This is a genomic window from Sinomonas sp. ASV486 (assembly GCF_030908215.1).
In the GTDB taxonomy this organism is placed as follows: domain Bacteria; phylum Actinomycetota; class Actinomycetes; order Actinomycetales; family Micrococcaceae; genus Sinomonas; species Sinomonas puerhi.
Genome location: NZ_JAVFJK010000003.1, coordinates 355,901 through 381,254 on the forward strand (window position 1 = coordinate 355,901; position 25,354 = coordinate 381,254).

General features: G+C 68.9%; 23 protein-coding genes. 10 read left to right on the forward strand and 13 right to left on the reverse strand.

Annotated elements, in window-relative coordinates; genetic code table 11:
* Positions 1-19: 19 nt before the first annotated feature.
* Positions 20-1,156, forward strand: coding sequence for an ABC transporter permease (locus RBS60_RS06385; RefSeq protein WP_307956686.1), 1,137 nt, complete (start codon positions 20-22; stop codon positions 1,154-1,156).
* Between the two features lie 84 nt (positions 1,157-1,240).
* Here the strand turns inward: RBS60_RS06385 and der are convergent, their stop codons facing one another.
* From der to RBS60_RS06405, 4 genes are read right to left on the reverse strand one after another with little or no spacing between them, the layout of a single operon-like run.
* Entirely contained in the window at positions 1,241-2,800 is a 1,560-nt protein-coding gene (der, locus tag RBS60_RS06390; RefSeq protein ID WP_307956687.1) for a ribosome biogenesis GTPase Der, read from the reverse strand.
* Positions 2,801-2,833: 33 nt separating this feature from the next.
* Positions 2,834-3,613, reverse strand: a complete 780-nt coding sequence (cmk, locus tag RBS60_RS06395) for a (d)CMP kinase (RefSeq protein WP_307956688.1) — start codon at positions 3,611-3,613, stop codon at positions 2,834-2,836.
* Positions 3,595-4,695, reverse strand: coding sequence for a prephenate dehydrogenase (locus RBS60_RS06400; RefSeq protein WP_307956689.1), 1,101 nt, complete (start codon positions 4,693-4,695; stop codon positions 3,595-3,597). Before RBS60_RS06400 ends, cmk begins: the two co-directional genes overlap by 19 nt.
* A gap of 27 nt (positions 4,696-4,722) precedes the next feature.
* On the reverse strand, positions 4,723-5,754 hold the full coding sequence (locus RBS60_RS06405) for a pseudouridine synthase (protein WP_307956690.1): 1,032 nt from the start codon (positions 5,752-5,754) through the stop codon (positions 4,723-4,725).
* Between the two features lie 187 nt (positions 5,755-5,941).
* Here RBS60_RS06405 and RBS60_RS06410 point away from each other — a divergent pair, with 187 nt between their 5' ends.
* Positions 5,942-7,753 carry a DUF222 domain-containing protein gene (locus RBS60_RS06410; RefSeq protein WP_307956691.1) on the forward strand — a complete coding sequence of 604 codons (1,812 nt, stop codon included), beginning with the start codon at positions 5,942-5,944 and terminating at the stop codon, positions 7,751-7,753.
* 189 nt (positions 7,754-7,942) lie between these two features.
* Here the strand turns inward: RBS60_RS06410 and scpB are convergent, their stop codons facing one another.
* From scpB to RBS60_RS06430, 4 genes are all read right to left on the reverse strand, one after another.
* Positions 7,943-8,497: an SMC-Scp complex subunit ScpB gene (gene scpB, locus RBS60_RS06415; RefSeq protein WP_307956692.1), complete on the reverse strand. Its 555-nt coding sequence runs from the start codon at positions 8,495-8,497 to the stop codon at positions 7,943-7,945.
* Complete coding sequence (locus RBS60_RS06420) at positions 8,487-9,416, reverse strand: segregation/condensation protein A (RefSeq protein WP_307956693.1); 930 nt, start codon at positions 9,414-9,416, stop codon at positions 8,487-8,489. Before RBS60_RS06420 ends, scpB begins: the two co-directional genes overlap by 11 nt.
* Before the next feature lie 70 nt (positions 9,417-9,486).
* Positions 9,487-10,398 carry an AAA family ATPase gene (locus tag RBS60_RS06425; protein WP_307956694.1) on the reverse strand — a complete coding sequence of 304 codons (912 nt, stop codon included), beginning with the start codon at positions 10,396-10,398 and terminating at the stop codon, positions 9,487-9,489.
* 299 nt (positions 10,399-10,697) lie between these two features.
* A complete protein-coding gene (locus RBS60_RS06430; protein ID WP_307956695.1) occupies positions 10,698-12,107 on the reverse strand; it encodes a cation:dicarboxylate symporter family transporter in 1,410 nt (469 codons plus the stop codon).
* Positions 12,108-12,333: 226 nt separating this feature from the next.
* Between RBS60_RS06430 and RBS60_RS06435 the strand changes: the two genes are divergently transcribed.
* The 6 genes from RBS60_RS06435 (at position 12,334) to RBS60_RS06460 (ending at position 16,636) form a co-directional block, all read left to right on the forward strand.
* Entirely contained in the window at positions 12,334-14,004 is a 1,671-nt protein-coding gene (locus RBS60_RS06435; RefSeq protein ID WP_307956696.1) for a sensor histidine kinase, read from the forward strand.
* Complete coding sequence (locus tag RBS60_RS06440) at positions 14,001-14,726, forward strand: response regulator (protein ID WP_307956697.1); 726 nt, start codon at positions 14,001-14,003, stop codon at positions 14,724-14,726. Before RBS60_RS06435 ends, RBS60_RS06440 begins: the two co-directional genes overlap by 4 nt.
* A gap of 138 nt (positions 14,727-14,864) precedes the next feature.
* A complete protein-coding gene (locus RBS60_RS06445; protein ID WP_307956698.1) occupies positions 14,865-14,999 on the forward strand; it encodes a hypothetical protein in 135 nt (44 codons plus the stop codon).
* Between the two features lie 48 nt (positions 15,000-15,047).
* The gene (locus RBS60_RS06450) at positions 15,048-15,248 is read left to right on the forward strand and encodes a hypothetical protein (RefSeq protein ID WP_307956699.1); all 201 of its coding nucleotides are present in this window, start codon (positions 15,048-15,050) and stop codon (positions 15,246-15,248) included.
* Between the two features lie 220 nt (positions 15,249-15,468).
* Positions 15,469-15,672, forward strand: coding sequence for a cold-shock protein (locus RBS60_RS06455; protein WP_189695230.1), 204 nt, complete (start codon positions 15,469-15,471; stop codon positions 15,670-15,672).
* Positions 15,673-15,976: 304 nt separating this feature from the next.
* Positions 15,977-16,636 (forward strand): SGNH/GDSL hydrolase family protein, encoded by a 660-nt coding sequence (locus RBS60_RS06460; RefSeq protein WP_307956700.1) that lies wholly within the window; start codon positions 15,977-15,979, stop codon positions 16,634-16,636.
* Here the strand turns inward: RBS60_RS06460 and RBS60_RS06465 are convergent.
* Positions 16,633-17,478 carry an NAD(P)-dependent oxidoreductase gene (locus tag RBS60_RS06465; protein WP_307956701.1) on the reverse strand — a complete coding sequence of 282 codons (846 nt, stop codon included), beginning with the start codon at positions 17,476-17,478 and terminating at the stop codon, positions 16,633-16,635. The genes RBS60_RS06460 and RBS60_RS06465 overlap by 4 nt on opposite strands.
* A gap of 207 nt (positions 17,479-17,685) precedes the next feature.
* Entirely contained in the window at positions 17,686-18,261 is a 576-nt protein-coding gene (locus RBS60_RS06470; protein ID WP_307956702.1) for an NAD(P)H-dependent oxidoreductase, read from the reverse strand.
* 112 nt (positions 18,262-18,373) lie between these two features.
* Between RBS60_RS06470 and RBS60_RS06475 the strand changes: the two genes are divergently transcribed.
* Entirely contained in the window at positions 18,374-18,910 is a 537-nt protein-coding gene (locus RBS60_RS06475; protein WP_307956703.1) for a MarR family transcriptional regulator, read from the forward strand.
* Between the two features lie 197 nt (positions 18,911-19,107).
* Entirely contained in the window at positions 19,108-20,514 is a 1,407-nt protein-coding gene (locus RBS60_RS06480) for a DUF1731 domain-containing protein (protein ID WP_307956704.1), read from the forward strand.
* A gap of 133 nt (positions 20,515-20,647) precedes the next feature.
* On the opposite strand, the gene RBS60_RS06485 is transcribed toward RBS60_RS06480, so the two are convergent.
* From RBS60_RS06485 to RBS60_RS06495, 3 genes are all read right to left on the reverse strand, one after another.
* Entirely contained in the window at positions 20,648-22,477 is a 1,830-nt protein-coding gene (locus RBS60_RS06485; protein WP_307956705.1) for a gamma-glutamyltransferase, read from the reverse strand.
* Positions 22,478-22,605: 128 nt separating this feature from the next.
* Complete coding sequence (locus RBS60_RS06490) at positions 22,606-23,148, reverse strand: acyl-CoA thioesterase (protein ID WP_307956706.1); 543 nt, start codon at positions 23,146-23,148, stop codon at positions 22,606-22,608.
* Positions 23,149-23,200: 52 nt separating this feature from the next.
* Entirely contained in the window at positions 23,201-25,117 is a 1,917-nt protein-coding gene (locus tag RBS60_RS06495; RefSeq protein WP_307956707.1) for a propionyl-CoA synthetase, read from the reverse strand.
* Between the last annotated feature and the right edge of the window lie 237 nt (positions 25,118-25,354).

Below are 25,354 nucleotides of genomic sequence, written 5' to 3' on the forward strand. Positions count from 1 at the left end.
ACCCCGAGAGGCCGCACTCATGTCCACGGCAACCGCACGAGCCGACGCCGAACACCGCTCCAAGCCGGTGTCCGGGCCCCACACGCCCTGGACCCACGCCGTCCGCACCGCTGTCCTCGCGGCCGTGGCCGTGTGCGTGGTCCTGCTCGCCTTCGCCTGGCCGAGCGTCACCGCCAAGGTCCAGAACCTCCCCGTCGCGGCGGTCGGATCTGCCGAACAGATCGCCCAGATCACCTCGAAGGCGCCCGAGGGCGCGCTCAATGTCAGGACGGCCGCGAGCCGTGACGAAGCCGTTGACCTCATCCGCCACCGCGAGGTCTACGGAGCGATCGTGCTCGGCAGCGCGCCCGAGATCCTGGTCGCGAGCGCCGGCAGCCCCGTGGCATCGCAAGCGCTGACACAGATGGGCGCCCAGATGCAGTCCCAGATCCAGAGCCAGGCCATCGCCGCGCTGCAGGCCGCGCTGAAGCAGGCAGCCGCGGCCGCCCAGCAGGCAGCGGCGGGCGGGCAGGCGCCGTCGTCCGCCAAGGCCCCGCAGTCATCCCAGACCCCGCCGCAGGCGATCCCCACGGTGACCGTGACCGACGTCGTGCCCCTCTCCCCCGATGATCCGCGCGGCACAGGCCTGGCCGTAGCAGGCCTCCCGCTCGCGATGGGCGGCATGATCGGCGGCGTCCTCATCTCGCTTCTCGTCTCGGGGACGTGGCGCCGGCTCGGAGCGATCCTCGCCTACGGCGTCCTCGCGGGGCTGGGCCTGGCGGGCATCCTGCAGGGCTGGTTCCACATCCTGCAGGGGGACTTCTCGGCGAATGCCAGCGCCATCGGACTCGGGGTCGTCGCCACGGCCGCGATCATCGTGGGCCTCAACGCGCTCATCGGGCGGGCGGGCATCGCCCTCGGCGCGGTCATCACGCTCTTCGTGGGCAACCCGCTCTCGTCGCTCACCCAGCCCAAGGAGTTCCTGCCGGCGCCGTGGGGCGACCTCGGCCAGTGGCTCGTGCCCGGCGCCTCGGGCACGCTCCTGCGCGACCTCTCCTACTTCCCGGACGCGGCCACGGCCTTCCCGTGGCTCGTGCTGGCGGGGTGGGCGGTCCTCGGCGCGGTGCTCATCGCCGTCGGGCACTTCCGGAACGAGCCCGCCGTCGCCGACGTGTAGACGCCCCCACGCACGACGGCGGCGACGCACCCCGTGAGGGGAGCCTCGCCGCCGTCGCGGTCTCGACGTGGCCTGACGCCGCGCCTACTTCTTCTTCGAGCGCCGTTCGCGGACACGCATGCCGATCTCGATCGGCGTGCCCTCGAAGCCGAACGTCTCACGGAGACGGCGGGTGATGAAGCGGCGGTACCCGGGATCGAGGAAGCCCGTGGTGAAGAGCACGAACTTCGGCGGGCGGCTCTGCGCCTGGGTACCGAACAGGATGCGGGGCTGCTTGCCGCCGCGCAGGGGGTGCGGGTGCGCGGCCACGAGCTCGCCAAGGAACGCGTTGAGGCGTCCGGTCGGGATGCGCGTGTCCCAGCCGGCGAGCGCCTTCTCGAGCGCAGGCACAAGGCGGTCCTTGTGCCAGCCGGTCTTCGCCGAGATGTTCACGCGGGGCGCCCACTCGACGTGCGCGAGGTCCTTCTCGATGTCGCGCTCGAGCCAGCGGCGCCGCTCCTCGTCCATGAGGTCCCACTTGTTGAACGCGATGACGAGCGCCCGGCCGGACTCGATGGCGAGCGTCAGGATGCGCACATCCTGCTCGGAGAGCACCTCGTCCGCGCCGAGGAGCACGACGGCGACCTCCGCCTTCTCGAGCGCGGCCTGCGTGCGCAGGGAGGCGTAGTACTCGGTCCCGTGGGCCATGTGCTGGCGGCGGCGGATGCCGGCCGTGTCCACGAAGCGCCATGTCTTTCCACCGAGCTCGATGTACTCGTCAATGGGATCGCGCGTGGTACCGGCGAGCTGATTCACGACGGCGCGCTCGGACCCTGCGAGCTTGTTCAGGAGCGAGGACTTGCCCACGTTGGGCCGGCCGATGAGCGCGACGCGGCGCGGGCCACCGGTGCGCTCGACGCCCGCGATGGCCGAGAACTCGGGGAGCACCTCGAGGGCGGCGTCGAGCAGGTCCGCAACACCTCGGCCATGGAGGGCCGAGACGGGCCACGGCTGGCCGAACCCGAGGCCCCAGAGCCCCGCGGCATCGGCCTCCTGGGCGAAGTCGTCGACCTTGTTGGCAACGAGCAGCACGGGCTTCTTCGACTTGCGCAGCATCCGCATGACGCCCTCGTCCGTCGCCGTGGCGCCCACGGTCGCATCGACGACGAAAAGGACGGCATCCGCCATGCTCACCGCAATCTCGGCCTGCTCGGCGACCATCGCGTGGATGCCCTTGGCATCGCGCTCCCAGCCGCCGGTGTCCACGAGCGTGAACTTGCGGCCGTTCCACTCGGCCGGGTACGTGACCCGGTCCCGGGTGACGCCGGGGACATCCTCGACGACGGCCTCACGGCGTCCGATGATGCGGTTGACGAGCGTGGACTTGCCCACGTTCGGCCGGCCGATGATCGCGAGGACCGGATCCATCCGCGTGGGAGTGTCGGCGTCCCAGGCCTCGTCCTCGCCGGCGAGGAGACGGGCGTCTTCCTCGTCGAGGTCGTAGTCGTCGAGGCCGGCGCGCAGCGTCGCGGCGCGGTGCTCCGCCTCGGCGTCGTCCATCGCGGCGAGGTGCTCGGCGACCTGGTCCTCGCCCTCGGGGGTGTAGTCCTCGGCGCCGCCACTCCCGGCTGCCTCGAGGGAGCCTGTGTCCAGGGAATCGGTCATGGGAGTCTCCTTGAGAGTGTCAATGGGCGGCGCTCACGCACCGGCCGGGCGGCTCACGGCCGCGTGCACGACGCCGAGTACGGCGTCGACTGTCTGGTCAAAGTCAAGATCGGACGAGTCCACCGTGTAGACCCCGTCCGCTGCCTGGGTGAAGCTCGCGACTGCCGAGTCCTTCGCGTCCCGCGCGACCACCTGCTCGAGCAGGTCCTCGGCGCTCTGCGTCCCTCCGAGCTGGGCGCCGCGGCGGCGCAGTCGCGCCTCCTCCGAGGCGGTGAGCAGGAGCCGCACCTCGGCGTCGCGCGCCACGACGGTGGTGATGTCGCGGCCCTCGACCACCATGCGGCGGCCGTGCGCTGCGATGATCGCGCGCTGGCGGCGGATCAGCTCGTCGCGCACCCCGAGGTTGGTCGCCACGGCGCTGACTGACGCGGAGATGCGCGGCTCACGGATCGCATCCGTCACGTCCGCACCGCGCACGACGACGCGCTCCGCGTCTGGGCTTGTGCTCAGCTCGAGGTCCAGGGTGCGGGCGGCCGCCTCGACCAGCTCGCCGTCGTCGAGGTCGACCTCCCGGTCGAGGCAGTCCCACGCGACGGCGCGGTACATCGCACCGGTGTCGAGGTACGCAAGCCGGAGCTGCCGGGCGACCTCCTTGGACACGCTCGACTTACCGGAGCCGGACGGACCGTCGATAGCGACGACCAGCGGTCGGCCGAGCCGCAGGGGCTCAGCACCGGGCGCCGGGGTGTAGCGGACGGCAGTCCCGTGCTCAGTGCTCTGAGAATTCAGCTCCGTCACTGCAATACCCGCCATCCGCGCTCCTCCAGTTCCGCAACCAGTGCATCATGCTTGCTCGGGAGCACGGAGATCTCCACCATGCCCACATTGCGCCCCGACGAGTGGTCGAGGCGCAGGTCTTCGAGGTTCACCCCGATCTCGCCGATCTCCGTCAGGAGCCGGGCAATCTGGCCCGGCCTGTCGTCGACGAGGATGCTCATCCATGCGAAGGCCTGCGGCGGGCCGCCGTGCTTGCCCGGGATGCGGGCTACGCCGGCATTGCCTTCGCTCACGAGCTGGGCCATGTCCAGCCGCGCGCCGGGCGCCGCCGGTGCCTCGAGCGTGCGGATGAGGCGCTCGACGTCGTCGCGGACACCGTACAGGTGCTCGACGACCTGAGGCGCGTTCGCACCGAGGATCTGCACCCAGAGGCCCGGATCACTCGCCGCGATCCGCGTCGTGTCGCGCAGGCCGTTGCCCGCAAGCGCCAGGAGACGCAGGTCGGTTCCCTGCAGGCGGGACGCGAGCAGGGATGACATGACCTGCGGGAGGTGGCTCACGAGCGCCACGGCCTCGTCGTGCTCTGCGGCGTCGAACTCGATGACGTTGCCGCCGAGGTCCGCGCCGAGCGACTTGGCAAGACGGACGGCGTCATGATCGGCCTCCGGCGGCGCGCAGACCACCCACGGCATCGAGGTGAACAGCTCGCCGCGCGCAGCCACGGGGCCGGACTTCTCCCGCCCGGCCATCGGGTGCGTGCCCACGTACCGGGTGAGGTCGGCGCCCCGCTCGCGCAGTCCGGCCAGGATCGCGCCCTTGACGCTCGCGATGTCGACCACGACGGCGCGTGGCCACCGCTCGAGGGCCCGCGCGACGACGTCGACCGTCACGTCCGGCGGCGCGGCGACGACGACGAGCTCAGGTTGGACGCCCGGGTTGGCGTCGAGCTCTGCCACCGGCCTACCCGCTCCGATGTCGACGGCGACCGCTTGGTTGGTGGGCGACGTGTCCTCAAGGAAGACGGGCACGCCGCGGTGCTCGAGCCCCAGGCCGATGCTCGCGCCGAGGAGGCCCGTGCCGATCACGACGACCGGGCCGTGCAGGTGCGTTGCGGACATGTGGATATTCTCCCGGCCTCTCCCGGCCTAGAGGCCGACCGCGGCCATGAGGTGGCCGATCTCCTGCTTGCCGAGCCTGCGGACCGTGCCCTGCTTCTGGTCGCCGAGCCCGATCGGGCCGATCTTGGCGCGCACGAGGCGCTGGACGGGGAACCCGACGGCGTCGAACATGCGGCGCACGATCCGGTTCTTGCCGGAGTGCAGCACGACCTCGACGAGCACGAAGCCCGGCGTCGAGTCCACAAGGCGGAACGAGTCGACCCGGGCAATCCCGTCCTCGAGCTCGACACCGTGGCGCAGCTGAGCGCCGATGCCCTGCGGCATGGGGCCGCGGACCTGGACCACATAGGTCTTCGGGATCTCGTAGGAGGGGTGCGTGAGGCGGTTCGCGAGCTCGCCGTCGTTCGTCAGGAGCAGGAGCCCCTCGGTGTTGGTGTCGAGGCGCCCCACATGGAAGAGGCGCTCGGGCGTGCCCGGACGCAGGTAGTCCGAGACGCACGGGCGGCCCTCGGGATCATCCATCGTGGAAACCACGCCGCGGGGCTTGTTGAACGCCATGTAGACGAGGTGCTCGTTGGTCTGGACGCGTACACCGTCCACGTGGATCACGTCCGTCTCCGGGTTGACCCTGGTGCCGAGCTCGGTGACGACCTCTCCGTTGACCTCAACGCGGCCCTCGGCAATGAACTCCTCGCACACCCGGCGCGAGGCTACGCCCGCGTTGGCCATGACCTTCTGCAGGCGGATGCCGTCCTCTGCCATCTCGGCGCGGGTGCGGGGCTCGTGCTTGGGCAGGGGCGCCGGGGACTTGCGGGGGGCTGCGTCCTTGCGGACCGGCCCCAGATTGCGCCCGAAGCGCTCATTCGCAAACGGCGCCGCGCCTGACCCCTTGGCGAAGGGTCGTTCGCCGCGCTTGTGCTGCGATGCCTTCGGGGCGCCCTTTGCGCCGCCGCGAGCGGCGCCTCCGCGACCTCCTCCGCCGTATGAGTTGTTGCTGTTGTTCCCCCTGTTGGGGGTGCCCCCGTTGCGTGGTGAACCCTGGCGTCCCGCCTGTGCCATAACCAATGCCTCTGCAGTATGAAGCAGCCCTTTCGGGTGCGTGTTTGAAGTGGTGGGGCGAATGCCCACCCTCTAGGATAGCCGATCCTCGCGAGGCCCCGGCACGCGGCTCGAATCAGCGGGCATCTGAAACCTTTCTCTTCGATGATTCACTTCATAATTCGAAGATATGTTCTATACTGGGATCATGAGCGAGTGGTTGCAAGGAAAATGGTCACGGGGGGACGAGTACTTGGACGAGTACGCCCTGCTCGCGACCCATTTCTCGGCCTCCACGGACTCGTCCGAATGGGGCATCGTCGATGCGGATGGCCTGGATGGGGACGCCTTCGACGCCGGGTGGTGGGACCGGAACGCTGAAGCCTTGGAAGAGCGGCAGGATGAGCAGGACGACGCAGAGCTGTGGGAGATCGCCGAGTCGTGGAGGGTCACCGAGGCGAAGGGCCAGGAGCCGGAATCCGCCCCCGCCGATCGTCGTGACGCGTTGGAGTATGCCGCTCTCCTCGTGCGGGCGCTGGAACGGTCCGAGGCAGCACAGGCCCGCCTCGATGCGGGTCGCATCTGGATCATGGCTGAACTCGTGAAGGCCGAGGGAGGCGCCGATCCCGACCTGATGACGCGACTCGAGGCTCCAGGGCTGGCCGCCTCGGAGGTCGCCGCTGCGCTGCGCATCCCACAGCGCACCGCGAGGGCGCGGATCGAGGAAGCACGGGCACTCACCGATCGGGCTATGGCGCCGGTGCTCGAGGGAATGAGGCAGGGACGCTTGAACCGGCAGCGGGCAGCGATTGCGGTCGATGCCGCAGTACCCGTGCCTGCCGGGCGACTTGCAGACTTCGCGGCGGCCGCAGCCGAGATCGCCGCGCCGACGGATCCGCAGCGCACCCCCACCCCGGGAGCACTGGGCCGGCGACTACGCCGCCTCGCCGAGGACTACGCGACGGAGCCCCTCGCCGTGCGGAAGTCCAAAGCCGTCGCCGGGCGACGGGTTGATGTCAGCCCAGTCGGGGACGGCATGTGCTGCATCACGGCCCTGCTGCCCTTGGAAGACGGTGCGTTGATCGACACCCGGTTGGGTGCGATCGCGCGCTCCCTCCACGGCCCGAACGAGCACCGCACTTTCAACCAGCTCCGCGCTGACGCCTTCCGCGACCTCGTCCTTGGCTCCGCTTCCCTTGGGATGGGTCCCGTTGGGATGGGTCACCTTGCCACCGGCCCGCTCGGCACTGACCAGCCCGGCGCTGGGCGCGGTGAGTGGCCAGCGCCCGGGGCACGCGCTGCGGGGCCGGATGCTGGGGGCACCGAGGGGCCCGGCCTTGGTGGGGCGGGCGTTGAAGGCCCGGGTGCTGCGGACACTCGGTGGCCGCAAGCTCCTCTGGGCGGCGTGCGCATGCAACTGGTCCTCACCGCCGCCGAAGCAACCGTGAACGGAACGAGCGACGCACCCGGTGAAATCCTGGGCTACGGCCCGATCGACGCGGAAACGACAAAGAGGCTCGCGGCGCAGACCACCTCCTGGTCGAGGATGGTGGTCGGGGCGAAGGACGGTGCGCCGCTGTCGATCGGCCGGATCAGCTACGCACCGACGGCATCTATGCGCCGGTTCCTGGCCCTCCGCGACGCCACCTGTCGGTTCCCGGGGTGCGACAAACCCGCAGCGGCCACCGAAGCCGACCACACCGTGGAATGGCAGCATGGCGGCAACACGGACGTCGCGAACCTTGCGCTCCTCTGTCCGGAACATCATCGTCTCAAGAGCCTCGGCTACTGGACCGCGCGCCACCTCGCCACCGACACTGCCACCGATGTCACCACGCTCGACGACGCATCCGCCGCGGGCGTAGCGCCGGCGGTAGAACTCAGGACAGGATCAGCGTCCGAGCTCGGCGCAGGATCGGAGCCCGTGCCGGCGAGACCGCCCGGGACGCTCGAATGGAGGGCGCCCTCCGGCCGCACATACATCACCTACCCGCGCAGTGAGGACCCGCCGCCTTTCTAAACGCCTTTCCGACTTTCTAAACGCCTTTCCGACGAGGACCGTGCTCAGCGCTGGAGCCTAGGAGACCAATGCCCGCACCCATTGAGGCGGTCTGGCTGCGCGCCACGAGCACGAGGCACGACCGCGCGACGCGTGCACAAGGCACGACCGCGCGACCCGAGCACGAGACACCACCGCGCGACGCGAAGGCTAGTACGCGCCGTCGATCGCCTCGAGCTCGTCGAGGCCCGGAAGGTGCGGCGAAAGCCGCGGCAAGTCTTCTGCAGATCCGATTCCGAGGCGTTCCAGGAAGTACGACGTCGTCTGGTACAGAATGGCCCCCGACTCCGGGTCGTTGCCCACATCCTCAATGAGGCCACGGGTCACGAGGGTCTTGACCACCGAGTCGACGTTGACACCGCGGATCGCGGCAACGCGCGATCGGGCCACGGGCTGGCGGTACGCAATGACAGCCAGAGTCTCGAGCGCAGCCTGGGTGAGACGCGCGGTCTGACCTTCGAGGACGTACTTCGAGACGATGTCGGCGAACTCGGGGCGAGAGTAGAAGCGCCACCCTCCTGCCACCGCACGCAGCTCGAAGCCCCTTCCCTGCGCGGCATACTCAGCCGCGAGGGCAGCCAGGGCATGCTCAACCTCGGGCTGGGGAACTTCGAGCGTCGCTGCCAGCTCGGCTGCGCTCACGGGCTCGTCGACGACCATGAGGACTGCTTCGAGGGCCGCGCCGATGCCACCGTCAGCTTGCATGCTGTTCCTCCCTGTCGCCGATGATGTCCTTGGCCTCTTCCGCACTCTCTCCCGCGGTATCTTCCCCAGGCACCGACTCCGCGAGCCCTGACGGCGGTGGCGCCCCACCGTCGTCGTACTCCTCGCTCAGGTGCTCCGACGACCATTCCTCCCCCGCCGTCCAGCGCACGCTGAGCTCGGCGAGGGGGCCAGCCTGTTCGAACGCGACCGCGCGGTCGCGGAACAGCTCGAGCAGGGCGAGGAAGCGGGCCACGACCACGAGCCGCGATTCGGCGTCAGACGTCAGCGAGCGGAAACTCAGCGGGCCGGACGCCTGAAGCCTGAATCCGAGGAGCTCTGCCTGCTCGCGCACGCTCACGGGCGATGCGTGGAGATGGTCGATCCCCACCTCGGTGGGCGGGGCCTCCTTCGGGGCGAACGCCTTGGCGGCGAGGTCAGCGAACTCCGCGGGGGTGTGCCGCCAGACGAGTTCGGGCAGGAGTGCGGCAAAGCCCGCTTCCAGCGTCACCGACCGCGGGAAGCGGCGCGACTCCGCATCGAGGGTCTCGGCGAAGATGCCCGCGATCTCCTTGAAGGCCTTGTACTGCAGGAGTCGCGCGAACAGGAGGTCACGGGCCTCGAGACGGGCCACGTCCTCTTCGTCTTCGACCTCGCCCTGCGGCAGGAGGCGGGCGGCCTTGAGGTCGAGCAGGGTTGCGGCGATGACGAGGAATTCGCTTGCCTCGTCAAGGGCCCAGTCTTCACCTTTGGCCCGGAGCGCGTGGGAGTACGCGATGAAGTCGTCCGTGACCGTGGCCAGCGCGAGTTCGGTGATATCGAGCCGGTGCTTCGCGATGAGCCCGAGCAGCAGGTCGAAAGGACCCGTGAAGTTTGCCAGATGGACCTCGAAGCCGGCTGCGTTTTGCCCCGCGGTAGCCAACGCTGCGGCAGTCGACCCCGCGACGATCGGCTGAACCGCAGCGGTCTCAGCCGCCTGGGCCGGCTGAATGTCAGGGAGCTCCACCGCGGGCCACGAGCTCGCGGGCCAGGCTGCGGTATGCCTCGGCGCCCGGGTGGTTCGATGCGTAGCGCGTGATGGGCTCGGCGGCCACGGTCGCGTCAGCGAACTTGATGGTGCGCTTGATGACCGTCTCGAAGACCTTGTCGCCAAACGCCTCGACGAGGCGGGCCAGGACTTCTCGGCTGTGAAGCGTGCGTGCGTCGTACATCGTGGCCAGGACGCCATCCACCGTCAGGCGCGGGTTGAGACGATCCTGGACCTTCTCGATGGTCTCGACCAGGAGTGCGACGGCACGCAGCGCGAAGAACTCGCAGATAAGGGGGATGATCACGCCGTGCGCCGCGGTCAGCGCGTTGACCGTGAGGAGGCCGAGGGAGGGCTGGCAGTCGATGAGGATGACGTCGTAGTCGTCCTCGACGGTTCGGAGCGAGCTCGCAAGGACCTGTTCGCGGGCCACCTCATTCACGAGCTGGACCTCGGCCGCCGACAGATCGATGTTGGCCGGGAGGAGGTCGACATTCGGCTCGTCCGTGTGGCGGATGGCCTCATGGACGTCGACGTGGCGGTCCATCATGACGTTGTAGACGGTCGTATCTAGCTCATGGGGGTTGATGCCGAAGCCCGCCGAGGCGGCACCCTGCGGGTCGAAATCGACGAGCAGGACCTTGCGGCCGTACTCGGCGAGCGCGGCCGCCAGATTGATGGCCGATGTGGTCTTCCCGACGCCGCCCTTCTGATTGACCATCGCGATGATGCGGGCCGGGCCATGGGACTCCAGAGGCGCTGGCTCCGGGAAGTCCCGCAGGGGTCGGCCGGTGGGGCCGAGCTCAACGCCGTCCTGTCCCTCGTCAAGGGTGTCGGAGATGCCGTCCAGAGTCGCTGCGCTTTGCTCTGTGCTCACGTATCCATCCACACTTTCGATTCGTTAGCGGCGTTTGGCATGCCTGCAGCCTCCTTGACACCACAGCCTACACACGGGCGACACGGACCATGCGGACCTTGACAAGTGCCCCACCGGCGCGCCTTACCCTCAAGTTGAACTTCAAGGTTGGTCTCTTCTCGCCGTCCCGGACGCGCCTGAAGGTCACCTCCCGAGGCTCATTGTGCGGACAATGACCTACGGGAGATGACCTCCAGAAGGATCTGGATTCCGGACCCGGATCTGGGTTTCAGACCCGGATGCGGGTTTCAGACTGCTGCTCAGACGCGGCTGAGCTCCTCGCCGGCAGGGCCGGGCGTCGCCGCCGCACTCGGTCCCGTGAGGCTCTCGTCCTCGGACGCGCCGCCGTGGCCGTGGCCCGCGAGCATCGTGGTCTCGTCGAACGGCCGGCGGCCGCCGAGGACGTCGCCCACGCGGTCGCGGTCGATCTCCTTGGTCCACGTGCCCATGAGCACGGTCGCCACCGCGTTGCCGGTGAAGTTCGTCAGCGCGCGGGCCTCGGACATGAAGCGGTCGATGCCCACGATGAAGGACACGCCGCCCACAAGCTGCGGGGCGTGGGCCTGCAGGCCGCCGGCGAGGGTAGCGAGACCGGCGCCGGAGACGCCCGCCGCACCCTTCGAGGCGATGATCATGAACACGAGGAGCCCGATCTGCTCGCCGAGGGCGAGAGGCTGGCCCATGGCGGAAGCGATGAACAGGGAGGCCATCGTCAGGTAGATCGCGGTGCCGTCGAGGTTGAACGAGTAGCCGGTCGGGACCGTCACGCCGACCACCGGCTTCGACACACCGAGGTGCTCCATCTTGGCGATGAGGCGAGGAAGGGCGGCCTCGGACGAGGACGTCGACACGATGATGAGGTACTCGCGGCCCAGGTACTTCATGAGCTTGAAGATGTTCACGCCCGAAACAACCTTCAGGATCGTGCCGAGAACAACGACGACGAACAGGATGCACGTGATGTAGAACGCGATCATGAGCGTCAGAAGGCTCAGGACGGCCTTCCAGCCGGTAGCGCCCACCACAGCGGCGATGGCACCGAAGGCGCCGATCGGCGCGAGCCACATGACCATGATGAGGATGCGGAACACGAGCACCTGCGCCTGTCGGATGAACTCGAGCAGCATCGCGCCGGTCTTGCCCATGCGCTGGAGCGCGAAGCCGACAAGGAGCGCCACGAACAGCGTCTGGAGGATCTGGCCCGACGTGAGCGAGGACAGCAGCGTGTTCGGGATGATGCCCAGGAGGAAGTTCGTCGTGTCAGCAGACTCGGTCGCCTTGTAGGTTGCGTCCTTGAGGTTCAGGCCTTCACCGGGATGGACCACGTTGCCCACCACGAGACCGATCGCGAGGGCGAACGTGCTCATGACCATGAAGTACACCAGGGCCAGGCCGCCGACCTTGCCCACCGTCGTCGCCTTGGCGATCGAGCCGATGCCGAGCACGATCGTGCAGAAGATGACCGGCGCGATCATCATCTTGATGAGGGCCACGAAGCCGTCGCCGAGCGGCTTGAGGTTCGCGGCGAGTCCGTCCTTGCCGGGGAAGACGAGGCCGACGACGACGCCGAGGACCACGGCGACGATGACGGCGATGTAGAGCCAATGCGTGCGGTCGGCCGGCTTCTTCTTGACCGGTGACGCGTCCGGTGCCGTTGGCGACAGTGCCACGGGGTGCTCCTAGGGTAGGTTCGGTGACTTGATACCTTGACGGTTGACCCCTGTGGGCCAGAACACGGTCCACTCTGGTCGATGCTGTGACAGACCTCACCGTTGCGGTCATATTGGTCACAGCCGTTCGATCCAGATTGGTCCAACGCCGTTCGATCCAGTGCAGTCCGATCCAAAGCAGGGCGAACGACACCGCTGCGTCAACCACGAGGAGGTCAGAGATCCGATGCGCCCCCTGAGCCTCGCCGCACGGATGCTCTGGACCCTCGTGCTCGCCGTCGTGCTCCTCACGGCGTTCGTCGGGACGGCCATGTACGTCGACGCCCGCGACCAGTCGCAGCAGCAGGCTGCCAAGCGGACGCTGGCGGTCGCGGCCGCGATCGCGGACAGCCCCTTGGTCCGCGATGCCGCGACTCGCGCGCGGGCGGTCGATCCGACCACCGCCCTCCAGCCGTACGCCGTCCAAGTGACCCGGGATGCGGGCCTCGACTTCATCACGATCATGGCCCCGGACGGCACCCGCTGGACCCATCAGAATCCTGCCGAGATAGGCGGGAAGTACATCGGAAGCATCGACGAGGCGCTCGCCGGCCACCCGTTCACGGAGGAGACCGCGGGCACTCTGGGCCCGTCGGTGCGCACGATCGTGCCGATCATGGAAGGCACCACGGTCGTGGGCATGGTCGCCGCCGGCGTCAAGGTGAGCGCCATTGAGGTGGCCACGGCGGGCCGCCTGCCGGCCCTCCTGGCGATCGCCGCCGTCGTGCTCGCTCTCGGCTCCCTCGGCGCGCTCGCCGTGGGACGCTACCTCTCGAGGGTGACTCGCGGCTATGGCCCAGAGCAGCTCGGCCAGCTCTTCGCCTACTACGAGTCGGTGCTGCACTCGGTCCGCGAGGGCGTGATCCTCGTGGATGGGAAGGGGCAGGTGGTGATCCGCAATGACCAGGCCTCGCGGCTGCTGGGCATTCCGGACGACGACGCCGGCTCGCGCAACTACCCCCCGCGCAACGACCCCCGGCGGCCCGCGCCGCGCTCCGGCACCGGTCTGCCTGCACCGCTGCCCACTCTGGGCAGCCTCGGCATCCCCGGTAGCCTCCGCGAGCTGCTCGCGAGCGGGCGCACGGCACGAGACGAGATCCACCTGACGGGCGAGAGGGTCCTCGTGGTCAACCAGGAACCAGCGGTCTCGCAGGAGGGGCGCCGCGGCAGGGTACTCGGAGCCGTCGCGACTCTGCGCGACCAGACGGAGATCGAGGCCCTCGGCAGCGAGCTCCAGACCATGAGGACGCTCTCGGACGCACTCCGCAGCCAAACGCACGAGCACGCCAACCGCCTGCACACGATCGTCTCGCTCCTCGAGCTCGGGCAGACGGAGCGGGCGCTCGCCTTCGCGACCGACGACCTGCGCCTGAGCCAGTCCCTCGCCGACGAGCTTGTCGTCTCGGTCGACGAACCCATCGTCGCCGCACTCATCATGGGCAAGGCAGCCCAGGCCAATGAGCGCGGGATCCGGCTCGACGCGGAGGCCACTGCGTCGGTGGCCGGCTCGGGCCTCGCACCGGCAGACCTCGTCACGATCGTCGGCAATCTCGTCGACAACGCAATCGACGCTGCCGCAGCGGGCAGCACCCCCCGCTGGGTGTCCCTTGAGATCGTCGAGCACGAGGGATCGATCGTCATAGAGGTCGCAGACTCCGGGCCGGGCATCCGCGAGAAGGAGACCGACGAGATCCTCAGGTTCGGGTATTCGACCAAGCCCCAGACGGGCCATGGACGGGGGCTGGGCCTCGCGCTCGTCAAGCGCTCGGTGGAGCGCCTCGGGGGGAGCCTCACCGTCTCCCGCCGGGCCGGCGCCGTGTTCACCGTGGTCCTGCCCAGGAAGGAGTCCGCAGCATGAGCCCGCGGACCGGAGCAGGGCCGGACGCCACCCCGATTCGCGTCCTCGTGGTCGAGGACGAGCCGATCGCGGCTGAGGCGCACGCCACCTATGTGGGGCGCGTCCCCGGTTTCCTCCACATCGGGACGGCGCACGACGGCGCGTCCGCCCTCCGGCTCGCAGGCCAGCTCGCCGCCGCGGGAACCCCGGTGGACCTCGTGCTGCTCGACATGAACCTCCCCGACCTGCACGGTCTCGATGTGGGACGCCGTATGAGGGCTGCCGGCCACGCGGTGGACATCATTGCGATCACCGCGGTGCGCGAGCTGCCAGTGGTGCGGCGCGCCATCTCCGTCGGCGTCGTGCAGTACCTCATCAAGCCGTTCACGTTCGCGGCCTTCGCCGAGCGCCTGGAGCACTACCGCGTCTACCACGAGGCCCTCGCCGGGGCCGGCGGACAGACCTCGCAGGCGGCCGTCGATGGCGCACTCGCGGCCCTTCGCGCCCCCATTGCCCGGCCGCTGCCCAAGGGCCTCTCCGCGGGCACCCTCGAATCGGTGCGCGAGTTCCTGCGCACGCACCGTGGTGCCGCCTCGGCGGCCGAAGTCACGGAAGCCGTCGGAGTCTCCCGGGTGACGGCCCGGCGCTACCTCGAACACCTCGCAGATACGGGCGAGGTGGCAAGATCCGCGCGCTACGGCGCGCCGGGCCGGCCCGAGAACGAGTACCGCTGGAACGGATGAGCACCACGACACGAAGGGGACCTTCCGCCTCCTGTCCCAGCGCGCCAAACAAGCCTAGATTTGAAGCAGGAAGCCGCTGTCCGATCGCTGTTCTGCAGAGTATCTTCCGCAGGGGCTTCCCAACCGAAGGGAGTCGCCATGAGCGAGAACATCCAGGGCGTCGTCGAGAACGTTCAGGTGCGCATCGAACTCGACGTCGGATCCATTCCGGACGGGTCCGGCAACGACCGGGACCCGGATGAGATCGATACCGAGCGCTTCGACGCGGGCTGAGCCCAGCGAAGCCTCACCACCCCCGGGGGGACACGAGAGAGGATCGATATGACCCACAGCCTGGACTTCGGCAACACCGAGGACGATGACCTCACCGAGCCTTTGGATGGCAGGGACAGCCAGGCGCCCGAGGGATCGAGCGACAACCCGGAGACGATGGACGAGCTCGATCCGCTCCACGATCCGCGACGTCTCATCGAGTTGGATATCGAAGAAGAGAACCCCGACGTCGAACTCGGTATGGACTGAACGGCGCATGTCGCTGCGGCGGGACAAATGCCGCGCCGCACTCGCTCCAGCGTGCCGGATTCCTGTACGGTTAAGCATGTAGTCGTTGTGTTTCACGTTGTGCCTGTACGGTGCCTGCCTCCGCCGGAGGTTTTCGGTGCGTGCGCGCCATGCGGTATACGGACACCGCTGCGCGCAGTTCCCGACGGTCGGGATCTGCACTGTCCAAGGAGGACATAGATTGGCAACTGGCACCGTCAAGTGGTTTAACAGCGAAAAGGGCTTCGGCTTCATCGCTCCCGATGACAACTCTGCGGACGTCTTCGTCCACTTCTCCGCGATCGAGTCCAAGGGCTACCGCGAGCTCCTCGAGGGCCAGAAGGTCGAGTTCGAGACCCAGCAGGGTCCGAAGGGTCTTCAGGCCGCGAACGTTCGCCCGCTCTGATTCCCAGAGGCTCCCGCCGCGGAGACTCTTGATCGCCCGGAGGGCCGGCAGTCTAGGCCTGCCGGCCCTTTGGCGTGCCTTGGGACGGGTCGGAAGACCTCCATTCGAGCGTTGCACAAGCGTCCAGTGCAAGCTCCAGGACCTGAGAGCCGGCAACACTGCGCACATCGAGCGACTGTCTGGATCCTCAGGCGGCGCATAGGTTCTTGACAAGACATTGCCAGCTGTCCTCTGGGAACATGGGTTCACGAGCGGGCGCGTCCAGTGCACGCACAGTCGACACACAGGAGCCGGGGGGGTAGACGTGAGACGACCGGAGAACGGAGCACTCGCCAGCGGCGCTGCCCTCGCAGTCGCCGCGGTCCTCGCCAGCGGCTTCCTCTCGGCCGATCAGGACCCGCACAGCCAGTCACAGGCTGACCGTGTCGTGGTCGTGGGCGATTCGCTCAGCACCGGCTACGGCACTTCCGCCCGGTGGGCGTGGCCCCTCCTGCTGTCCGAGGGCGAACAGGGCCGGCTCAACGTGGTCAACGCGTCCGAGAACGGCGACGGCTACCTCTCCATCGGTACCGAGGGCGGCACGTTCGGTTCGCACGCAGCGGCGGCCGTAACGCCGGATACGAGCATTGTCGTGTTCTTCGGCTCGGAGAACGACATGGACGAGGATCTCGCCAGCATCACGGATGCAGCGGTCACTACGCTCCAGGCGGCACACGAGACGGCGCCGTCGGCCCGGATCGTCGTGGTCGGACCGACTGCATTCACCGACGACCCCGAACCCGAGCGCCTCGCGGTCCGCGATGCGCTCGAAGCGGCGGCCTTCCAGACCGGCGCGGAATTCGTCGACCCGCTTGCAGGCAAGTGGCTCGCGGCCAGCGAGTACGAGGGTCCCGACGGGGACCACCCGACCGTCGCCGGCCAGGAACAGCTGCGCGAGGAGATGTCGCGCGCGCTCGGCCTCTAAGCGTGGTCCCGCCACGAGTGCTGCGGGTCGTACCCGAGAAGCCGGCGGGCCTTTTCGATCCCCAGCAGGGTCTCATGCTCTGAGAGGTCCCGTGTGAGGCGAACGTCCGGGAACACCTCGGCGGCGAGCGACGCGGAGCTGCGGGACATCACCGTGTCCGCGGCCGCGATGATGTAGGCCTCGAAGCCTGGGCGGCCCGCCTCGAGTGCGCGCGCCACGGCCTGGGCGCCATCCCTCGCATCGATGTAGCCCCACAGGTTCCACTTCCGCAGGGAGGGATCGGCGTCGAAGGAGGGGAACGCCGCATAGTCTTCAGGCACCATGACGTTGGAGAACCGGAACCCACTGATGCTCAGCTCGGGGTCCCAACGGCACAGCTGGATGGCCATCTGCTCTTCGAGATGCTTGACGAGCGAATAGGTGCTTTCCGGACGCGCCGGGTACTCCTCATCGACGGGGATGTACGGCGGCGGGGCATCGAAGGGCAGGCCGAGCACGGTCTCGCTGGACGCATAGACGATGCGCTTGATGCCCGCACGCCGTGCGCCCTGGAACACGCTGTAGGTCGAGAGCATGTTGTTGCGGAACGTCGCCGCGTCAGGCTGGAGCCCGGGCGCGGGGATCGCGCCGAGATGCACCACCGCGTCAACACCCTCATGACGGTCGTCGATGCCCTGCAGCGCGTCAGCGACCTGACCGTAGTCGGTGAGGTCAGTGCGGATGAAGCCACGGTCCCGCTCCCCCACCAGGTCGAGATTCCATACCGTGTGGCCGGCCTCGCGCAGGTGGGCGAGCACCACCCGCCCCAGTTTGCCGCTTCCGCCCGTGAGTGCGATCTCCACGTCTGACTCCCTTCGCCGGCCTCAGCAGCCGTCCATCGTCATGGTTCCAGCGATCATGCTTCCAGCGATCGGCGGCGCTGGCTACCCCGTAACGCCACGCAGACGCGCGACGGCGGCACTCGGGTGAGCTTGAAAGCTCACCCGAGTGCCGCCGTCGTGCGTGGCGGTGCGCCGAGTTTCAGGGGCGACCGTCGTTCAACGAGGAAATCAGGCGACGGCAGCGGCCGCGCGCACAGACTCGAGGGCCTTGGTCCAGCTCACGAGCTGGTCGAGCATCGGATCGACCGAGGCGGCCTGCATCTCCGTCGGCTTGAAGGTCGAGAAGTTCTCGAAGTCGCCGAAGAGCGAGAACATGCCGGTCTTCTGGACGTGGGCGATCTGGAGCTCGGAGAGGATGCCGCGGAGGTGCTCGACGGCGCGCACGCCGAAGGCGGAGCCGTAGGAGACGATGCCGGCGGCCTTGTTGGCCCATTCCGCATTGAGGTAGGAGAGGGCGTTTGCCAGAGCCGGGGACACGGAGTGGTTGTACTCGGCCGCCACGAAGATGAAGCCGTCGAACTCGTCGATGCGGGCCGACCACTCCTTGGTGGCCTCCTGGCTGTAGGCCTGGTACGCGGCCGGCATGGCCTCGTTCAGGAGCGGGAGGTTGAAGGCGGCGATGTCGACAAGCTCGAACTCGATCTCCGGCTTGCTCTCCTGGGCGCGGGCGAGGACCCACTCGGCGACCTGGAGGTTGTTGCGGCCCGGACGGGTGCTGCCGGTGACGACTGCGATCTTGCTCATGTGCAACTCCTTGGTGATGACATATTGACGCATCAATCAAAACTTGATGTTTCCACTAGAACACAGGCATAATTGATGTGTCAAGCACCATTGGGGACCCTGAGGAGTGACAGTGACCACGCCCATTGAGGCAACAACAGAGCCGAGCTGGCTCGACGAGCGCGAGAAGGATGTGTGGCTCGCCCTACGGCGGCTCCTCTGGGGTCTGCCGCCCGCCATCGACCGGCAGCTGACCCGGGACTCCAACCTGTCCGGGCCAGAGTACTCGGTCCTTGCGACACTCTCGGAGTGCGCCGACGGGGTGCTGCGGTCCGGCACGGCCGCGCAAGAGCTCGGCTGGGAACGCAGCCGGCTCTCCCACATCCTCCGGCGCATGGAGGCGAAGGGCCTCGTATCGAGGACATGCTCGGCGGACGACGCGCGCGGCCAGGACGTCCACCTGACCGATGCGGGGCGCGAGGCCATCACCGAGGCCGCTCCCGGGCACGTCGCCTTTGTCCGTCGCGCCGTGTTCGACCAGCTGTCCCCCGCGGAGCAGGCCCTCTTCGGCGCCGCGTGCGAGCGCATCGCAGCTGCCATCGCCGCCGAGACAGACTCCGCGGGAGCCTCGAGCGCCTGCGCCGAGGAGTGCAGCACCGCAGACCAGTAAGCCCAGCCCGGCAACCGCCGCCCAGTGATGGCAGCCCGGCGACGACAGCCCAGTAACGGCGCCGGCCACCGCATCCCAGTAACCGCAGCCCATTGCCGGCACAGGCCACCAGTAACCGCCGCGCAGCAACCGTGCGCCATCCGCCGGCGGATGAGTGCCTCGCGGATGAGACGCCGCGGATCACTAGACTGGCTCAGGTGACCTGGCATCGCACTGCATCCCAGTGGTTCAACCTTCCTGCTGACGCCCTGTGGGGCGTTCTCGCTGACCTGCGACGCTGGCCCGATTGGAATCCAGCCGTCGCAGAGGCGTCGCTTGACGGCTCCCTCGCCGAGGGCGCCATGGGCCGGTACGCTCCCTCCCACCGGGTCGTTGGCCTCCTCCACCGGCGCACCGCCCCCGGTTTCACCGTGGCGCAGCTCGATCCCGGCCATAGCATCGTCCTTCGCCAGCCCCAGCCCGGCGGCGGGCAGGACATCGCATGGTCGCTTGAAGAGCGCGACGGCGGGACAGTCTTCACCCAGCGCGTCACCCTTGACGGACCGCTGGCCCAGCAGTTCGGCCTCACCGCCGGCGAGCCTCTCGTGCGCGGCTTCGCCGCCCAGTGCGCCCGCCTCTACCGGCTCGCCGCTCCGGCCTCACCGATCGCGACGCCCGACGGCGCGCCGTCGGGCCCGCTCACGGTCATCGCCGGCGGCACCGGCTCCCTCGGGACCGCCCTCGCGTCGGAGCTGGTGTGTTCTGGCCACGACGTCGCGCTGCTCACCCGCTCGTTCAAGAAGTCACCGTTCCGGCAGATCCTCTGGGACGGCCGGGGGCAGGGCGAATGGAGCGACGAACTCGGCGCCCGCGGTCGGCTGAACATCGTCAACCTGGCCGGCGTGAGTCTCGATCGCCCGGGAACCCCGGAGAATATCGCGATGCTGGCCGCCACGCGGGTGGAGCCCACGCGCGCGCTCGTGACGGCGAGCCGCAGCTGGAACCAGCCTGTGGAGCGCTGGGTCCAGCAGAGCGCCGTCGGAATCTACGGAGACTCTCCGGAGCCGATGGATGAGACCGCCGTTCCCCCGGCCGACGCGCCCGGCCTCGCAGGAGTCGTGCGGGACTGGGAAGCGGGATTCGACGGCGCTGCAGCCGCGCACTCGATTGTCCTGCGGACGGGCGTCGTGCTCGAGCGGGACGCTGCGATCCTGGCCAGGCTCACCGTCCCCGCACGGCTCGGCGCGGGTGGCGCCCTCGGCACCGGGGCCCAGTGGTTCAGCTGGATCCACATCGCCGACTGGCTGCGGGTCGTGCGCGCGGCGCTCGGACTTCCGCTATCCGCGGGCGAGCGGCCGCTCGAGCTGCCGGACGGCGTCGTGAACGCCACCTCTCCCCACCCGGTGCAGAACCGGGAGCTCATGGCGCACGTCCGCGAATACGTCGGGGTCCCCGTGGGCATCCCGGCCCCGGCGCCTCTCCTGCGCGCGGCGGCGGCCGTGCTCCGCACCAACCCGCAGCTCGCGCTGGAGAGCGTGCGCGCCGTGCCCGGAGTCCTCACGGCCGCCGGCTTCGAGTTCCACTATCCCCAGCTGGCCGCGGCCTTCCGCGAGATGGCCGCGTAGCGGCACCCCGGGTACAGATCTGCCGGGTGGCGCACCCCGAACTCAATGCACCAAAACACAGCGCCGGCACCTCAGTGTTCCGCGGCCCAAACGCCCGCCCGCCCAGCGTCCCGCGACCCGAACACCCGCCCGCTCAGCGTCCCGCTGCGTAACCGGTCATTCCGCGGGGGTTGGCTCCAGCACGGAGGATGCCGGTCGAAGGCTCGCGCGACACGGCGCACAGCCGGCCGATGGCCCAGTCCCCCGCCACCCCGACGCGGTGCCCGCGCCGCCGCAGGGCATCGATGACCCCTCCCTCGAACCGCCCTTCGAGCAGCGCGACTCCCGGCTGACGCTCGTGCGGGTAGAAGCTCGAGGGCGAATGCACCGAATGGAAGGCCGGTGCATCGATCGCCTCCTGGAGCCCCGCGCCACGCAGCGCCACATCGAGGAAGAAGTGCGCCTGCCACTGGTCCTGCTGGTCCCCGCCGGGCGAGCCGAAAGCCATGACCGCCTCCCCGCCACGCGTGACCAGGGTGGGCGAGAGCGTTGTACGCGGCCGGCGGCCGGGCGCGAGCGAGTTGGGCAGCCCCTCCTCGAGCCAGGACATCTGGAGCCGCGTTCCGAGCGGGAAGCCCAGTTCGGGGATGACTGGCGAACTGGAGAGCCACCCGCCGCTCGGGGTGGCCGTGACCATGTTTCCCCACTGGTCCACAACGTCGATGTGCACGGTGTCGGTGCGCGCCCGTCCCTGCCGATCAGGAAGCGCTGCGGCCTCCAGCAGGGCGCGGACCGCGTTGGGCTCACCGAGCCCGTTGACCCCGGCCGCATCGAAGTCCCCGCGCACCACGAGGTCTGGCAGCCGGGGTGCGCGGCCACCGGGCGAGCCCGGGCGCAGGTCGAGGGACGCTGTCTCCCCGATGAGCCGGGCACGCTCCGCCGCGTACTCGCGTGAGAGCAGTTCCCGCGCCGGCACGCCTGGGCCGTCCCCGTACCAGGCATCTCGGTCTGCGAGCGCGAGTTTGGTCGCCTCGAGGACCGCGTGTAGATAGCCCTCGGTTCCCGGGGCGAGGAGACCTGCGCCGAAGCCCGGGATCTCGTCCAGGAGGGCCAGCTGCTGCAGGAACACTGGGCCCTGGCTCCAGAACCCGCACTTGTGGACGGTCTGCCCGCGGAAGTCGGCCGAGACCGTCGGCTCATAGTGCGGTCGCCACTGGGCAAGGTCAGCGGCCGTCAGCAGCCCGGCGTGGGCGCGGCCGCTCGAGTCGCGCTGCGGCATGCGGCAGAACGCATCAATGGACTCTGCGACAAACCCCTCCGTCCATTCGCGCACGACGGCGCCGATCGACGCCGCGCGGCTCGCGCCTCCCGCTCGGGCCCGGGACTCGGCATCGATGAACCGACGCCACGTGTGCGCGAGCGCGGGATTCCTCAGGAGGCTCCCGGCAGGGAGCGGCACGCCGTCAGGGGCATAGACGGCGGCCGAGGCCGGCCAGTGGGCCAGAAAGTGCGGCGCCATCCTGGCCAGGACCACGGCGAGGCTGGCGCTGATCGGAAGTCCGCGTTCGACCACGCTCAAGGCGGGGACAAGGATCTCGGCGAGAGGGAGTGTGCCGTGATCGGCCAGAAGGGTCAGCCAGCCCACGGTGGAACCGGGGACGGCTGCGGCCAGGAGGCCGGTACCCGGGACGTGACGGAGTCCCAGGGCCCGGAACGCCTCGATGTCCGCGCAGGCGGGTGCGGTGCCCTGGGCGCAGAGGACCTGCGGCTCGGACCCGGGCACAGCGAAAATGAGGGTCATGTCCCCGCCGGGGCCATTCTGCTGGGGCTCAGCGGACTGGAGCGCGAAGCCGGCGGCAGCGGCGGCGTCGAACGCATTGCCACCGCGCTCGAGCATCGCCATGCCCGCCTGGGCGCCGATCCAGTGGGTCGCCGAGACCATGCCGAAGGTGCCAGCGAGCTCGGGCCGGGCAGCGATGTCCATCACCCCACGCTAGCGCGCGCGGGAAGTCGCCCGGCTGCGGTGCCCTCGGAGCGGCCGCGAGCAGTCGTCAGGAATGAGCCCACACGGACCAGCCATCACGGACCAGCTATCAGGAACCGGGCAGCCGACTACCAGACGTGGAGCGCCGGGCGCCGGGTGCTCGGCAGGGCGTTCTCCTCGCGCCAGCGGTGCAGGAAGCCGGGAAGGACCAGTTCCGCTGGCGGCTCGCCCGTCTCCGCGAAGATCTCTTCGTTCGACACGGGGCCGCCGGCCGACACGAGGCGGGTGGCGAGGTAGGCACGCGCGTACACCTCGCCGTCGGCCACCATGCGCTGTTCGAAGAAGATGGCCTTCTCGTCGAAGCCGATGATCTTCGTCTCGATCGTGTAGGCCTGCCAGAGCGTCAGGGACTTCCGGAAGGTGATGGTCTCGAGGTTCACCACGGGGCTCCAGCCCCTGGCGCGCATCCGGTCCCAAACCCCGGCCCGCACCATGAGGTCGAAGCGGCCCAAGTCCATGAGCGAGAAGTACATGCCGTTGTTGATGTGCATCGCGATGTCGATGTCGGTGGGAAGCACGCGCATGCGCAACGAGGAGGTGTCCCAGAGGCTCAGCGGCCGGCGCAGTCGGGAGGCGAAGAGATGGACCAGAGTCCGGAGGAGCAAGTGCATAGCATCATGTTACTCACGAGTAACTTTGAATGTCACATCACCCTCCGGAGCCTTAGCCCCCTGCCTGCAGGACCGGGAGCAGTCGCTCGATCACCCCTGGATCCTCAATCGTGGACGGGACGGTGTACTGCTCGCCGTCGGCAATCTGGCGCATCGTCTTGCGCAGGATCTTGCCGGAGCGGGTCTTGGGCAGGGCGTCCACGACGATGGCCTGCTTGAAGTCTGCCACCGGCCCGATCTGCTGGCGCACGAGCGCCACGAGCTCGGGCACGAGGTCCTCCTCGCGCATCTCGACCCCCGCCTTGAGCACCACGTAGCCGACGGCCCGCTGGCCTTTGAGTGAGTCCTTGAGGCCGATCACGGCGCATTCCGCCACGGCTGGGTGGCCCGCGAGGACCGCCTCGATGGATCCCGTCGAGAGCCGATGGCCCGCGACATTGATGATGTCGTCGGTACGGCCCATCACGAACACGTAGCCGTCCGCGTCACGGTAGCCGGAGTCGCCGGTGGCGTAGTAGCCCGGGAACGCAGCGAGGTAGGAGCCGATGAAGCGCTCGTCGTTGTGCCACAGGGTCGTGAGGGTTCCCGGGGGCATCGGGAGCCGGAGCACGATGTTCCCTTCTTCCCCGAGCCCCACGGGCTCACCTGCGCCGTCGAGGATCTCAAGGTCGTAGCCCGGCATCGGCACGGACGGCGATCCCGCCTTGAGCGGCATGTCCACGAGCCCCCGGGGATTCCCGCAGATGGCCCAGCCCGTCTCGGTCTGCCACCAGTGGTCGATCACCGGGACGCCGAGCTTCTCGCCGGCCCACCGGTAGGTCTCAGGGTCGAGCCGCTCGCCCGCGGCATACAGGCGCGCGAGCGAGGAGACGTCGTAGTCGGCGAGCAGCGCGGCCTCAGGGTCGGCTCGACGGATCGCGCGCAGTGCAGTCGGAGCTGTGAAGAGGACCTTGACCCCGTGATCGGCCACGACCCGCCAGAAGGCCCCGGCGTCCGGCGTGCCCACGGGCTTGCCCTCATAGAGGAGGGTGGTCGCGCCAGCCAGGAGCGGGCCGTAGACGATGTAGGAGTGCCCAACGACCCACCCGACATCCGAGGCCGTCCACATGACCTCGCCCGGCCCCACGCCGTAGAGGTTCTTCAGCGTCCATGCGAGCGCCACCGTGTGGCCGCCGTTGTCCCGCTGCACTCCCTTGGGCGTGCCCGTGGTTCCGGACGTGTACAGGATGTAGAGGGGGTCGGACGCGGCCACCGGCACGGGCGCAGCAGGCTCGGCATCCGCGATGAGCGCGTCGAAATCGTGCCAATCGCTGTGGTCCGCGAGCTGGTGGGCGAACCCGGGGCGGACCTTGACCATGACGCCGACCTCGGGCATTTCGGCGATCTCAAGAGCCTCGGCCACGGCCGGAAGGTACTCGACCCTGCGGTTCGGCTCGATCCCGCCACTCGCAGTCACGATGACAGCGGGGCGCGCGTCCTTGATCCTGGCCGCGAGCTCGCGGGGTGCGAACCCGCCGAAAACCACCGAGTGCACGGCTCCGAGCCTGGCACACGCGAGCATCGCGACGGCGGCCTCGGGGATCATCGGCATGTAGACGACGACGCGGTCCCCCTTTCCGACGCCCAGCGCGTGCAGTGCGCCGGCGCAGCGGGCCACGAGGTCGGTGAGCTCGGAGTACGTGTACGTCTGCTGGACGCCGAGGACGGCGGAGTCGTAGATAAGGGCGGCTGCGTCGCCCCGGCCGGCCTCGACATGGCGGTCCAGCGCGTTGTAGCTCGTGTTCAGCGTGCCATCCGGGAACCACCGGTACAGCGGAGGCTCGGTCGCATCCAGCGCCGCGGTGGGCTCATCGACCCAGTCCACCGCCTTCGCTGCTTCGAGCCAGAAGGCCTCCCTCTCCTCAAGGCTCTCCCGGTACACCTCGGCGTACGATCCCGTCTCCCGCGTCACGCCCGTCCCCTGTGTCACTGTGGCACTCCTCACTTCCTCGTGGTCTGCCCAGACTAAGTCAGTCGACGTCGCACCACAAGGGCACATGTATACATTTGAGGCATCTGCCGTGCGACACTCGGCCCGAATTTCTCAGGAATCTCTACTTGCATTCTCAGGTTGGCGGTGTCAATGTATACAGAAGAGCCCGTTGATCGGTCTCCTAAGCGGCCAGACCCGTTCGTAGCAAGAGCCAGCCAGTTCCATCCAGGCCAG